Below are 13887 nucleotides of genomic sequence, written 5' to 3'. Positions count from 1 at the left end.
TTCAGAGAGTAATAATGCCATGGGAAAGTGCGTAACGCACCAATTCGACCGAGCTATGAATATCTAATTTACGAAAAATAGCCGTTTTATGCGTATCAACCGTGCGAACGCTGATATGCAACCGGTCTGCAATTTGGCTGCAGGTTATTCCTTCCGAGCAGAGTGATACAATTTCCTGTTCGCGGGGTGTCAAGATTTCCGATTTCAAAGATTTTGACAGGGTTACATCGTATAATATCTGCGCTATGTCTTTACCGTAATAGGGCGCTCCCTCATAAACAGATTCGATCGCCTCAATGAATTCTTCCTCGTCTGTCGATTTGGACAGAAAACCTTTCGCCCCGATTTGTATGGCTTCTTGCACGACTCCGGCCGATGTTAAGGTAGAAAGCATCAAGACTGGCAGGTCGGGATAGTTCTTTTGCAGGAAACGCAGCAGTTGTATGCCGGATTCTCCCGGCATTATAATATCCAGCAGAAGCACATCGGCAGGCTGTTGTTGCAGACAAGTTTTCATTTGTTCGCCGTTACTACAAGTGCCAACAACGGTTATTCGGTCTCGGTAGCCATTGAGCAACGAGATCATGGCCTGGCAAAACAACCGGTGGTCGTCTACCATCACGACACGTATGGGGTCTTTATCCATTGTTATCTCCTTTTTGAAGCGTGAAATTGAATGATGCACCTTCTTTCTCCGAATGGCGATCCAACGTAAGAGTTCCACCACAAAGTCGAACCAGTTCCCGGCAGATGGAAAGCCCGATGCCGGCGCCTTCCTCCCCGGCTGTTCCTTTTACGGTGGTTCCGGATTGCTGCATAAGCAATTGATGCCGTATATCGGGGGTGATGCCGATACCTTCATCGCGTATCGTAATGCACCAACCTGTGAGTTCTTCTTTGGCTGACAGATAGATATGTCCATCCCGATAAGAATATTTTATGGCGTTCTGCAACAGATTGCGCAGGACAATGGTCACCATCTGGCGATCGGCACAGACGATGACAGCCTGCGTCGGTAGCTTGTTAACAAGAACACATCCTTTCTCTGAAAAAGACAGTTTCAATTGTTTTTCCACTTCGTCCACGACCGGACGGATATCCATACGGATACAATCGCAAAGCCATTGCCCAGATTGCAATTTAGCCCAACAAAGCAGATTGTCAACCAATTGCAGTTGTCGGTGCATGGCAGTCAGCATAGACCGGCTTTGTTCGCGTAAGGCCGGTTGCGAAACATCCACACTTTTGTCGAACATGCGCATAGCAGCCAGGAGTGTAACCAGCGGGTTTTTTATGTCATGCGACAGGATAGAGATCATCTTTTCTTTCTGCCGATTCAATTTTCGTTCACGGCAGACCAATCGGCGGTATTTGGTGAAATAAAAAAATATCACCAATGCGGTCAAGAGCATAAAAAGAATCATACAGGCAGCAATCATCAACATATACCGGTGCTCTTTCAATTGTAATTCTTGCCGGTGGATAGTGGCATCTTTCTTCGCCGTTTCGTACTTCACCTGATAATCGCTCAACAGACGGTTCGTCTTTTCCGTATAGAGGCTGTCTTTCAACTGAGAGAACTTTTCCATATACTCTAATGCCAGAGCCGGACGATCCGGTCTGTAAAGCCGGTACAATTTTTCATAGACCAGACGAAGCAAATATTTGTTTCCTATCTCCTCCGCTATCGTGGCACTTTTCTCCAAATAGCGGATGGCAAGCAAGAGATTGCCTTTCCGGATATGCAGTCCTCCCATTTGTTTGTAGTTGATTGCAAGCGATGTCCGTTCATCCAACAGTTCCAATAATTCGGATGATTTGCGATAGACCTTCTCCGCCTCGTCCAAATTCTGCATGGCTGCATATACATCTCCCATCTGTGACAGGCGCCGAGCGATCTTCAGGGTATCACCAGATTTCATATCCAGCGCATAGGCTTTGCAAGCAAAATCGAGTGCTTCCGGCAATAGGCCCAGTTTCACATAAAGCTCAGCAGCCATACCGTACCGGATAGATAATTTTTCAGGATGAGCCTGCGAATGCTCCAACTCTATCGCATGATCGATATATTGTTTGCCATCTTCCGGCCGTTGGGCGGTCAGGTATAAACCGGCCAGATTGTTATACGTGCTACTCAAGCGTAATGTATCTTGCAGCAAACTGTCCAAGTATAGTCCATCGAGCGTTGTCCGTATGGCCATTTCCAAATTTCCCAACCGCTGGTAAGAGATGGACTGTTGGGCGAGATTATCACTCCATACCAGTGTATCGCGTAATTCTTGGGCAAGTGATATCGCCTTCTCGGTCAGTTGCACAGACGCTTGGAAAGCCGATTTCATATAGTAATAATAAGCGACGTTGCTATATATGCGCAATCTCATTTCTTTCTGTTCGGATTCAGACGTGAACCGATAAAGACTGTCGGCATATTCTTCTTCGTCCAGCAACCGAATCAATTCATTCGCATCTTCAACATCAAGGGTTTTCTGCTTTTCCAATAAGACAAATAGAGAATCGATGGATTGTGCATGTACTGTAGCGAGAGCAAAGCAGATAATCAACAAAGTTATAATTGATCTCATACACTTATTATTAGAAGATGTGCCAAAAGTCATATCCACCGATTCTTGGTCACCTTCGGCACCCCCTGTTTTCTGTCTCTATCCTATTCAACTACGTCCACCCTTTTTGAACGCCTCATCCATCGCGGCGGCAGCTTTACGGCCGTCACCCATTGCCAGGATTACGGTTGCGCCGCCACGGACGATATCGCCACCGGCATATACGTCGGGCAAGGCAGAACGCATATTCTCTTCATTAACTACGATTGTTCCTTTCTTGCTCACTTCCAATCCCTGGAATGCACGCGGGATAAGCGGGTTGGGAGAAACGCCGACACTGACGATCACTTCATCCACGTCGATCGTTTCAATCGCCCCTTCGACAGGCACGGGACGACGACGTCCGGAAGCATCCGGTTCGCCCAGCTCCATCTTCTGCAAACGCATCTGTTTGACACGTCCCCGTTCGTCTCCGATATATTCAATCGGATTATGCAACGTCATAAACTCCACACCTTCTTCTTTGGCATGTTTTACTTCCTCCAGACGGGCAGGCATTTCTTCTTCGCTACGCCGGTAGACGATCATGGCACGTTCGGCACCCAAGCGACGGGCCGTACGGACAGAGTCCATTGCCGTATTGCCGCCTCCGATGACTGCCACTTTCTTGCCCTGCAAAACAGGCGTATCGCTTTCCGGATTAGCGGCATCCATCAGGTTGACACGTGTCAGGTATTCGTTGGACGACATCACTCCGACCAGGTTCTCGCCCGGAATATTCATGAAGTTAGGAAGTCCGGCTCCACTGGCGGCGAAGATGCCTCTGAAACCATCTGCATGCAGGTCGTCATAGCTGATCGTCTTGCCGACAATACAGTTTGTCATGAACTTCACTCCCAGCTTGCGGAGACCTTCGATTTCGACATCCACGATCTTATTGGGCAAACGGAATTCGGGAATACCGTATTTCAATACGCCGCCTATCTCGTGCAAGGCTTCGAACACCGTCACGTCATAACCGCGCTTCGCCATATCGCCGGCAAACGAAAGACCGGCGGGACCTGAACCGACAACGGCGATCTTAATGCCGTTCTTCTCCGCCACTTCCGGGATGGAAATGTTTCCGCTTTCCCGTTCGTAATCGGCGGCAAAACGCTCCAAGTAACCGATAGCGACAGCCGGTTTACCCATCTTCAGATGGATACACTTGCTTTCGCACTGTTTTTCCTGCGGACATACGCGGCCGCAAACAGCCGGCAACGCGCTTGTTTCCTTCAACACCTTGGCTGCTTCCAGAAACTCGCCCCTTTCGATATTCTTTATGAAAGTCGGGATATTGATACTCACCGGACATCCCTGCATACAGGTCGGGGTCGGACAGTCCAGGCAACGCTGGGCTTCCTGCATAGCCTGCTCTTTCGTCAATCCGAGGTTCACCTCTTCGAGACGGGTATGGCTGCGGTATTCCGCATCCAGTTCATTCATTTTCACACGGGGAATATCCGTGCGCTCTTTATTTTTTTTGCTTTTACGCAGTGCTTCTCTCCACGGTTCGGCACGACGGGCAGCGATCAGTTCTTCTGTTGTCATTATGTTTACTGTGGTTTCGTTATTTCTTTTCTATATCTTTATAAGCACCGAGGCGCATCAGCATCTCGTCGAAGTCTACCTGGTGAGCGTCGAATTCCGGCCCGTCCACACAAACGAATTTCGTCTTTCCGCCGACCGTGATACGGCAAGCGCCACACATTCCGGTCCCGTCCACCATAATCGTATTCAGGGATGCGACCGTCGGTATCTCGTATTTCTTCGTCAGGGCAGAGACGAATTTCATCATGACAGCCGGTCCGATCGTTACGCACAGATCTACCTTTTCGCGGTTAATCACACTTTCCACGCCATTCGTCACCAGGCCTTTTGTACCGTAAGAACCATCGTCCGTCATCACGATCACCTCATCGGAATTGGCTCGCATCTGCTCTTCCAAGATCACCAGGTCTTTTGTCCGGGCGGCCAGCACCACGATCACACGGTTGCCTGCCTTATGGAAAGCCTCTACGATCGGCAACAAAGGAGCCACACCGACACCACCGCCGGCACACACGACCGTACCGACTTTCTCGACATGAGTGGCTTGCCCCAACGGGCCGACCAGGTCGGTAATATAATCGCCGACATTCAGCCCGCATATTTTTTTCGACGAGCCGCCTACAGCTTGGATCACGAGCGTGATGGTTCCTTTCGTGGTATCAGCTCCGGCAATGGTCAGAGGAATACGCTCGCCCTTCTCACCTACCTTCACGATAACAAAGTGGCCTGCCTTGCGGGAACGGGCAATCAAAGGCGCCTCCACTTCCAGTTTCACTACGTTGGCAGAGAAATGTTCTTTACTTACAATTTTATTCATTATAATCGCTACTGTTGATAGTTAGTCTTGTTGATTTGGTTGCAAAAATACATCAAAAAACTGGATAGCATAGTATTTTGCCAAACAAAAAGGAGTTATTCGAACAAACCTTCGTCACGTACCAACATCAAAATAGCCGAATGAGGGACAATCAGAAACTTCTCTTCGTTAAAGCTGATCTCGTAGGCCGCATTCTGCAGAAATACAGCCAGATCGCCTTCATGTGCCTGCAATGGAAGGTAATGCACTTCGCCCTCTTTCTTTTTTTCCCATACTTCGTGTTCTTCACTCTGGGAAGGAAGCGGGAAGCCGGGACCGACCTTGATGATATAGCCGCTCTGTATCTTCTCCTGCTGAATCGTAGGCGGCAGGTACAATCCTGACTTTGTCTGACTCTGCGGGTTCTTCGGTTTGATAAGCACCTTGTCACCCACCATCAGGAACTTATCTATGTCTTTCTGATCTATTGCTAACTGCATGACTTTTATATTTATGATATTTTGACAGGCAAAGATATAAAATACGTTGCATAAAAAAAGCTGCCTTCCTTTCCGAAAGCAGCTTTTCCTGAACAAAAGATTTCTACACCTTAGATGGAGCGTCCTTTAAACACGTTGGACTGATCCGACGGATACAGGTAACCGGTGAATGAAATACGATTGCTGTTGAAGTTCGGACTTACGGTTGCCGTACATTTGTTCGTGCCCTTCACCATACGGATCGTCACATTGGCGGAGACTGCAACACCTTGTACCATCATACTGAATGTAACATTTCCTTTCTTATCTGTTTTCATTTCTATATTCGAAGCATTCCCGTCGACCGTGATCCCCCCGATTCCGTTCGGACCGGCAGCTGCGGTATTGAAAGCCAACTGGATAGTAGCACGGTCGCCTTTCATGGAAACGAAGTTCGTACTCGGAGTCACATAGACGAATTGTCCACGCTTAAACTCTACGCGTTCGGCTTCCAACACAAAGTCTTTCTCATTCAGCGCTTGTACGCCTTGTTCGAACAAAGCCATCTGTTCTGCAGCCTCGGCGGCTTTTCTTGCTTCTTTCTCGGCTTTTTTGGCAGCCTTATCAGCTGCTTTATCCTGCTGTGCCATCATCGTTCCTGCACTAAAAAGCAGGACAGCCAATAACAATAATACTCTTTTCATATTTCTCATTCTTTTAGTTGAAACCTAATTAATCCATTTTCATATAGTAGACAAACAAGATAGTAAAAAGTTCAATTCAAACTCTTTCTTTTCATGTTTTTAACATGATTCCACAGGAAGAACCAAGCTGTTACGGCTGCGACAAAATCAGAGAAAGGCGCAGCATACCAGACTCCGTCCAATCCCCAAAAGTGCGAGAACAGCAACATCGCCGGTATCAGGAACAACACTTGCCGGCTCAAACTCAAAAACATAGCTTTCCAGGCCACTCCGATACTCTGGAAGAACTGGCTGATCGATATCTGCGAACCTACGACAACAAACACCAGCAAACTGATCCGCAGACCGTTTGCCGTGACATCCAACAAAGCCGGATCGTTCGTAAAGGCACGGGCTATCAGTTCCGGGAATGCCACACTGCAAAAACAACCGATTCCCATGATAATGGTAGAGGTTATGATCACCAGCCGCAATGTTTCCTGAACGCGCTGATATTTCTTTGCCCCGAAGTTAAAACCGACAATCGGCTGCATTCCTTGCGCGATTCCGATAATCAGCATCACCAAGAGCATCCCGACACTGGTGATAATGCCGTTTGCCCCCAACGCCAAATCTCCTCCGTGTCGTTTGAGCGCATAGTTCTGGATCACCACCACCAAACTTCCTGCCAACTGCATGGCAAAAGGCGAAATGCCGATCGTCAGGATATTCCAAACCACATGCTTTTCCAGTTTGAGCGTACCTTTCCGGAAACGGACTATACTGTCTTTCTGGATAAAATGGTTCATCACAAAAAGAGTACAGAGCAACATCGAGATGATCGTCGCAATGGCCGCCCCTTTAATACCCATGTCCAGCCAAAAGATAAATATAGGATCGAGTATCACATTGGTTACCGCTCCGATCAGCATGGTGAACATCGCTTTTTTCGGATATCCCGAAGCACGCATAACTGCATTGAACCCGAAGCTAAGCGAAGTCAGGAGCGTCCCCGGGACTACGATATTCAGATAATCCCTTGCATACGGGATCGTCTGTTCACTTCCTCCGAAAGCGAGCAGCAAATCGTCCATCCAGATCATGCAGGGGACCACCGTAACGAGCGTTATGATGAACGTCAGGGTCAATGCATTTCCCAAAACTTTCTCCGCCATGTCATTTGCCTTTCGTCCCAAATGGATGGACACACGAGTCGCGGCACCTGCCCCGACAAGCATTCCGAACGCCTGGAGGAATAACAGGATAGGGAATGTCAGCGTCAGTCCGGCCATCGCCAGCGGACCGACTCCCTGCCCGATAAAGATACGGTCGACAATATTATAAAGAGCATTCACCATCGTACCGATCACCGCCGGTATCGCATAATGCAACAACAATCGGCCGATCTTCTCATGCTCCAGCCGCCACGTTATTTCGTTTGCCATATTTATACCTTTTAATCTTAAATAAAACTACTGTTCCTTCTGATGAAAATTTATTTTCACCGGCAGGAAAATTTATTTTCACCGGGAGAAAATTTATTTTCATCAGCATGAAAACTTTTTCTCATGTTGATAAAAGAGACAAGTTCCGCTACCGTCCGAAGCTCTTTCCTGCCACCTTCGGGCAAAGCCACGGCCAGCTCATGCGGTCCCTTGCAAGAGATATTCAACTGCCCTTCCTTTACAGACGAAGGACGGTAGCCATTACGCATAAGGGCATTTCCGACCCAATAAGCAGTCAAAGGCTCACCTTCCACACCGACAGGCGACGTGGGGGCTTCCGTATTCAACTTCCCGGTAGCCGGATCGAAAACGATTCCTTCCTTGCTGAAAAAAGATTCGAAGGCCCCGCTCATAATCAAGTCTTCAGGAGTTCCGCAAGCCATCGGGCGCCCTTTCTCCTGCAACCACAGACAATCGCCCATCTGAATAGCTAAATCCAGGTCGTGGGTGGAGAGTAAAATCGCCTTCTCTTGCTCGACAGCCAGGCGATGCAGCAAAACCATCGTCTCGATACGGCTGGTCACATCCAGAAAGGCTGTTGGTTCGTCCAGCAGAATAATCGGGCACTGTTGGGCGAGCGCCTTGGCGATCATAGCCTTCTGACGTTCACCGTCGCTCAGCTCCGAAACATAGTTTTGGGCTTTATGGGCGATTCCGGCAGCTTCGAGCGATTGCTCGATGATAGCACGATCCGCCTTCTTCAACTGTCCGAAAAAGCCAGTATAAGGATGTCTTCCCAACGAAACCAACTCATAGACCGTGATTCCTCCCGCATTCGTTTTTTCCGTCAGTACAACACCTACAGTCAAGGAAAAGTTCGCCTGAGAATAACCGGAGAGCGGTTTTCCCATCAAACGTATCTCCCCGCCGAGCGGAGGCTGGAAACCGCAAAGCGTACGGAGCAGCGTCGATTTGCCGGCACCGTTCAGTCCCAACAAACAGGTCACTTCGCCGGAGACGAGTTGCAGGTTCAAATCGTCATGGACAACTTTCCGCTTGCCGCCTTTCAGCAGGTAACCGATGCCGAGCCCTATTGTTTCTATTGCAGCTATTTTTGTCATACGCCTATCAGTCAAAGTATTGGATATTCTTCCGATTCACAATCACATAAATAATCACCGGAGCGCCAAGCATCGGAGTCACGGCATTCAGCGGCAGAATGTTATGAGTGCCCGGCAGCACCATCAGCAAATTGCAAAGCAACGCCATGCAAGAACCGGTCAGCAGCGTAACGGGAACCAGCATCTTATGATTAGAAGAACCTAACATCAAACGCGCGACATGCGGGACTGCCAGCCCGATAAAGGAGATCGGACCGCAAAAGGCAGTCGTAGTCGCAGTAAGCAGGCCCGTACACAACAGGATCAGGATGCGCGTCCACTTGATCTTGATCCCTAAATTGGCGGCATACATTTCTCCCAAGAGCAATGCATTCAGAGGTTTTATCAAAAGAATGGCCAATAGTAACCCGACACAAGTGAAACCGGCCAAATAGGGCAACTGTTGCAAAGACACTCCGGAGAAGTTTCCCAATCCCCACATCACAAATGCATGAACCTTGTCTGTCGAAGCATAATAATTCAGGACCGAAATCAATGACGAGGCGAGATAGCCGATCATGATACCGATGATCAGCAGCATAACGTTATTCTTCACCTTTGCCGAAAAGTAAATAATCAATCCTAAAATACAAGCCGCGCCACTAAAGGCAGCCAGGATAACCGCCAGATAGCCACTGATCGGCAAATCGGTTACCGTACTCAACGTACCACCGAAATAGAGCATGATAGCGGCAACACCCAGATTGGCCCCGTCACTGATTCCGAGGATAGAAGGACCGGCAAGCGGATTCCTGAACAATGTCTGTAGCAACAATCCGCTAACAGCCAGCGAAGCACCAGCCAACAAAGCCGTCACGGCCTGGGGAAAACGGCTCTGCAGCACAATATTTTGCCACGCAAGCCGCTCAGTCCCTTCTCCCAGCAATATATTCACCACACTTTCTACCGGTATCGAGACGGCACCATAAACCAACCCGCCGGCAAACAGCAACAACAGGAAAACCAACAAAAGCGGATAAAAAATAAAGGCTTGCTTTTTCATGCCTGCAAAGATAATGCTTTTAGAAAAAATTCTTTACCTTAGCCCCATAAACAAATAACGGCTAATATCATATACTATGAGAAGAACCATCATATCATTCATCTTGCTTGTAGGATTCTGCACCGGAATATATCCGATCTATTTCAAACATATAGGCATACGGGAAGGGCTGTCGCAACTTTCCGTCATGGCAATCTACCAGGACAATTTAGGCAGAATGTGGTTCGGGACGGAAGAAGGCATCAGCATATACGACGGCGTCCGGACTACGGTCTACAAACCTTCCGAATATCATCGCGGGGATACTAACCCGACAGGCAATTGGACACGCTCCATCGCCGGCGACAAAGATGGAAATGTTTTCTTCGAATCCGACTATGCTTTGATCCGTTATGACATCCGGACACAGAAATTCTCACGCCTCCGAGAATCCGCCGTACACAGCGTCGCCTCCATCAACGGAACGATATGGGTGGGCATAGCCGACTCCGTCTTCACCTGGAATTCCGATAAAAACAAACTCGATTTCGTCACAAAGCTGGAGAGCCGGTATCAACATGCGACTTGTTTCCGGGAAGATTCCAAAGGCCGGTACTGGATCGGCACTACAGACGGCTTGTTCAGGATGAATGAAGACAAATCGCTCACTTGCCAAATCGTTGGCGAAGACATTTACAGCCTGTTTGAAGATTCCAAACGTAACCTTTGGATATCCATCCGCATGAACGGCTTGTACAAAAGAGACGCACACGGCAATTTCACCCGCTACCGTTATGACCCATCGAATCCCAACAATATTTCAAGCAACCAGGTACGGGATTTTGCGGAAGACAATTTCGGGAACATCTGGATCGGGACCTTCACCGGATTGAATAAATACAATCCGACCAGTAACCGGTTCGAAGTTTATACCCGTACCCCTTTGCCCGGCAGCATGACCCATTCGTCCGTTTTCCCTCTTTACAAAGACAGGCAAGGAACGATCTGGCTGGGGACCTATTATGGCGGGGTTAACTATTTCAACCCGGAGACGGACCTTTTCACGGTCTACGCCTCCAACAACGCCCGAAACGATTGCCTGAACGATCCTTTCGTCGGCAAAATGGTAGAAGACAAAGACAACAACATCTGGATCTGTACCGAAGGCGGCGGATTGAACTTCTTCGACCGGAAAACGAAAAAGTTCACCTACTTCATGGCTGATGAGAACCGCAACTCCATTGCTCACAATAACCTGAAGGCAATCGCCTACAGCCCGGAACGCAACAAACTGTATATCGGAACCCACACCGGAGGGCTCTCAATCTACGACATCAAGAATAAGAAGTTTAAGAATCCCTATTTCGAAGACCCGTCATACGCGGTTATTGCCGGTGACCGGATCAACCACATGAAAATATACAAGAACGTACTGATCTGTACCGGCCCTAAAGGAATCTTCAAAATGGATCTGGAAACGGAAAAGGTCTCATCGTTATTCAAAAGTGGCAAATACTACGGCAATACCTGTTTCTTAGTCGATTCCAAAGGGTATATGTGGCTGTCTTACGGTAAAGGTGTTTGGAGGATTAACATCGAAGACGAAAAGGACCAGATGCTGTTTCCTTCCGGAGAAAACGGACTGGGAAAATTTCCCATATCTCAAATAATCGAGGATAAAAAGGGACGGATCTTTCTCGGGACCCGAGGATCCGGGTTGTTCTGCTATGACGAGAAAAACAAACAGTTCACCGGATACACGACAGAGAACAGCTTTATCGCCAGCGATTATTGTTACGAACTCGCTTTATCCACACAGAACCAACTCGTCATAACCGGCGACAAAGGCATCACCTTCTTCGATCCGGATCAAAACCTGTTCAAGGTTGTGGAGCTTGGAACAGCCCTTCCCCTTACAGACATAAACATCGGTTGCGGGATTCTGGTCTGCAAGAACGGGGAAATATTCGTCGGGAGCAGCAACGGCATGGCAACCTTCTTCGAACAACAGTTGTTCAATTCCTCCAAAGATTATCAACTGTATTTTTCAGACCTGTTTATCAACAACGAGCCCGTTCTTCCGGGCGATCCCAGCAAGGCCTTGACCGCTGCCCTTCCCTATACCCGGAAAATAGAACTGGCCTACAATCAGAATAACCTGATTTTCACCTTTACGTCAAACAACTATGTCAATACGCTGAAAAAGGCGTCTTATGAATACATGCTGGAAGGATTCGACAAGAAATGGATTCCCTGCAAGAACAATAATATCTTCTACACCAACTTGAATCCCGGAAAATACACGCTTATCGTCCGGGAAATTCAATACGATCCGAATCTTGAACAACCGCGTACCATCAAGATGGACATACAGATTCACTCTCCCTGGTATGCTTCCCAATTGGCCTATCTCCTTTACTTCCTCTTGATCGTCAGCATACTGTACAGCATTTACCGTTTCAAGAAATCGCAATACATGTTGCAAACTTCACTGGAAATAGAACGAAAAGAAAAAGAGGCGATCGAGGAACTGAACCAAGCCAAACTACAGTTCTTCTCCAACATCTCTCATGAGTTCAGGACACCGTTGACACTGATCATATCCCAGATCGAACTCTTACTGCAAAGCAGTTCTTTGTCTCCTTCCGTATACAACAAACTGCTGAAAGTGTACAAGAACACCTATCATATGCGGAACCTGATCAGCGAATTGCTGGATTTCCGCAAGTTGGAACAAGGCCACATGAAACTGAAAGTGTACGAACAAGACATCGTCCCGTTCCTGAAGGAGATTTACCTGTCTTTTTACGAATATGCATCCGGCCGTTCCATCACTTACAACTTTACGGCTCCGCAAGAGAAAGTTTTATGCAGTTTCGATCCGAAACAAATGCAAAAGGTTTTCTACAACCTGCTGTCCAATGCGTTCAAATACACCAAACCGAATGCGACCATTGAAATGATTCTGGAAAATAAAGAAAACGAAGTTGTCATTAAGGTTATCGACAACGGCATCGGAATCAACAAAGAAGATATAGACAAGGTGTTCGACCGCTTCTATCAGGCCGAAAACGGCTTTTCGAATATCACCAAGACGCCCAGCACAGGGATCGGGCTTTCTTTGACCAAAAGTATTATCGAATTGCACCACGGAACGATACAAGTGGAAAGCACTCCCGGCTACGGCAGCATTTTCATTGTCTGCCTTCAGAAAGGCAGCACGCATTTTTCCGTGGAAGAACAAGCCCGGAAGCAGCCGGAGCAAACGGAAAGCCTGATTCCCGACACGATCGCCTTTACCGATCATTTGGAAGAATTTTCCGAAACCGAGCAAAAAGAGGTGCTGGTCGAAGGAGACGATTCTCCCCGTACGATCCTGCTGGTCGAAGACAATGAAGAATTGCTCCAGATATTAGCGTCCCTGTTCTCGCCTGCCTACCGCGTACTGTTGGCGCGTAACGGCAAAGAAGGACTGGAAAAGGCACGCGCAGAACGGCCGGACATCATCGTGAGCGATGTCATGATGCCCGAAATGTCAGGTACGGAGATGTGCTTGAAGATAAAAAATGATTTTGACGTATGCCACATTCCGGTCGTCCTGCTGACGGCACTCACTTCCGCCGAGCAAAACATCGAAGGATTGCAACGGGGCGCCGATGACTATATCAACAAACCATTCAACGCAAAGGTACTGGTGGCACGTTGCAATAACCTGGTCCGCAACCGTATTATCCTGCAAAATAAATTCAGCCGGCAGAAAGATTTCGATGCACAATCGCTGGCTAGTAACCCGATCGACCAGAAATTTCTGGACACGGTCAACTCGATCATCGAAAAGAACCTGGATAACATCGACTTCGACATGAATATGATGGCCCGTGAACTGGGACTCAGCCGCAGTTCGTTGTATGCCAAATTCAAGGCACTGACAGGCATGACGCCAAACGACTTCGTCCTCAGCTGCAAACTGAAGCGGGCTGCAACCATGTTGACGGACAATCCCGACCTGCAGATAGCCGACATCTCCGAACGGCTGGGCTTCGGTTCTCCGCGTTATTTCACCCGTTGTTTCAAAGCCCAGTTCGAAATCACACCGGCAGAATACAGGAAAAGGACAGAAAAAAAGACTTCCGCAGACGCCGATTGACGGCTGCGGAAGTCTTCCTTCGACCACTGTTGCTGTGGTCCCGA

At 48.1% G+C, this 13887-nt stretch carries 10 protein-coding genes; 1 reads left to right on the top strand and 9 read right to left on the bottom strand.

Features of this window, described 5'->3' with window-relative positions:
* Position 1: 1 nt before the first annotated feature.
* From BQ9893_RS11000 to BQ9893_RS10960, 9 genes are all read right to left on the bottom strand, one after another.
* Positions 2–646, bottom strand: coding sequence for a response regulator transcription factor (locus tag BQ9893_RS11000; protein WP_075966064.1), 645 nt, complete (start codon positions 644–646; stop codon positions 2–4).
* Positions 639–2582 carry a sensor histidine kinase gene (locus tag BQ9893_RS10995; protein WP_167369866.1) on the bottom strand — a complete coding sequence of 648 codons (1944 nt, stop codon included), beginning with the start codon at positions 2580–2582 and terminating at the stop codon, positions 639–641. Before BQ9893_RS10995 ends, BQ9893_RS11000 begins: the two co-directional genes overlap by 8 nt.
* Before the next feature lie 87 nt (positions 2583–2669).
* Positions 2670–4151: an NADPH-dependent glutamate synthase gene (gene gltA, locus BQ9893_RS10990; protein WP_075966062.1), complete on the bottom strand. Its 1482-nt coding sequence runs from the start codon at positions 4149–4151 to the stop codon at positions 2670–2672.
* Between the two features lie 19 nt (positions 4152–4170).
* Positions 4171–4968 (bottom strand): sulfide/dihydroorotate dehydrogenase-like FAD/NAD-binding protein, encoded by a 798-nt coding sequence (locus tag BQ9893_RS10985; RefSeq protein WP_075966061.1) that lies wholly within the window; start codon positions 4966–4968, stop codon positions 4171–4173.
* A 95-nt stretch (positions 4969–5063) separates the two neighbouring features.
* The gene (locus tag BQ9893_RS10980; RefSeq protein ID WP_075966060.1) at positions 5064–5447 is read right to left on the bottom strand and encodes a co-chaperone GroES; all 384 of its coding nucleotides are present in this window, start codon (positions 5445–5447) and stop codon (positions 5064–5066) included.
* A gap of 110 nt (positions 5448–5557) precedes the next feature.
* Complete coding sequence (locus tag BQ9893_RS10975) at positions 5558–6130, bottom strand: DUF4251 domain-containing protein (RefSeq protein ID WP_075966059.1); 573 nt, start codon at positions 6128–6130, stop codon at positions 5558–5560.
* A 71-nt stretch (positions 6131–6201) separates the two neighbouring features.
* Entirely contained in the window at positions 6202–7554 is a 1353-nt protein-coding gene (locus BQ9893_RS10970) for an MATE family efflux transporter (RefSeq protein WP_075966058.1), read from the bottom strand.
* A 56-nt stretch (positions 7555–7610) separates the two neighbouring features.
* On the bottom strand, positions 7611–8675 hold the full coding sequence (locus BQ9893_RS10965; protein ID WP_075966057.1) for an ABC transporter ATP-binding protein: 1065 nt from the start codon (positions 8673–8675) through the stop codon (positions 7611–7613).
* Positions 8676–8682: 7 nt separating this feature from the next.
* Positions 8683–9717 carry an iron ABC transporter permease gene (locus BQ9893_RS10960; RefSeq protein WP_075966056.1) on the bottom strand — a complete coding sequence of 345 codons (1035 nt, stop codon included), beginning with the start codon at positions 9715–9717 and terminating at the stop codon, positions 8683–8685.
* 76 nt (positions 9718–9793) lie between these two features.
* Between BQ9893_RS10960 and BQ9893_RS10955 the strand changes: the two genes are divergently transcribed.
* Positions 9794–13843: a hybrid sensor histidine kinase/response regulator transcription factor gene (locus BQ9893_RS10955; RefSeq protein WP_075966055.1), complete on the top strand. Its 4050-nt coding sequence runs from the start codon at positions 9794–9796 to the stop codon at positions 13841–13843.
* Positions 13844–13887 lie beyond the last annotated feature (44 nt).

The sequence above is a fragment of the Parabacteroides massiliensis genome (genome assembly GCF_900155425.1).
Classification (GTDB): domain Bacteria; phylum Bacteroidota; class Bacteroidia; order Bacteroidales; family Tannerellaceae; genus Parabacteroides; species Parabacteroides massiliensis.
Note: the sequence above shows the minus strand (reverse complement) of the source record. Positions and strands in the feature narration are given on the sequence as shown.

Excerpts from the sequence above, each read along its gene's own strand:
- BQ9893_RS10955 (WP_075966055.1), top strand. The coding sequence starts at position 9,794 with ATGAGAAGAACCATCATATCATTCATCTTGCTTGTAGGATTCTGCACC.
- BQ9893_RS10960 (WP_075966056.1), bottom strand. The coding sequence starts at position 9,717 with ATGAAAAAGCAAGCCTTTATTTTTTATCCGCTTTTGTTGGTTTTCCTG.
- gltA (WP_075966062.1), bottom strand. The coding sequence starts at position 4,151 with ATGACAACAGAAGAACTGATCGCTGCCCGTCGTGCCGAACCGTGGAGA.
- BQ9893_RS10995 (WP_167369866.1), bottom strand. The coding sequence starts at position 2,582 with ATGAGATCAATTATAACTTTGTTGATTATCTGCTTTGCTCTCGCTACA.
- BQ9893_RS10980 (WP_075966060.1), bottom strand. The coding sequence starts at position 5,447 with ATGCAGTTAGCAATAGATCAGAAAGACATAGATAAGTTCCTGATGGTG.
- BQ9893_RS10965 (WP_075966057.1), bottom strand. The coding sequence starts at position 8,675 with ATGACAAAAATAGCTGCAATAGAAACAATAGGGCTCGGCATCGGTTAC.
- BQ9893_RS10970 (WP_075966058.1), bottom strand. The coding sequence starts at position 7,554 with ATGGCAAACGAAATAACGTGGCGGCTGGAGCATGAGAAGATCGGCCGA.
- BQ9893_RS10985 (WP_075966061.1), bottom strand. The coding sequence starts at position 4,968 with ATGAATAAAATTGTAAGTAAAGAACATTTCTCTGCCAACGTAGTGAAA.
- BQ9893_RS11000 (WP_075966064.1), bottom strand. The coding sequence starts at position 646 with ATGGATAAAGACCCCATACGTGTCGTGATGGTAGACGACCACCGGTTG.
- BQ9893_RS10975 (WP_075966059.1), bottom strand. The coding sequence starts at position 6,130 with ATGAAAAGAGTATTATTGTTATTGGCTGTCCTGCTTTTTAGTGCAGGA.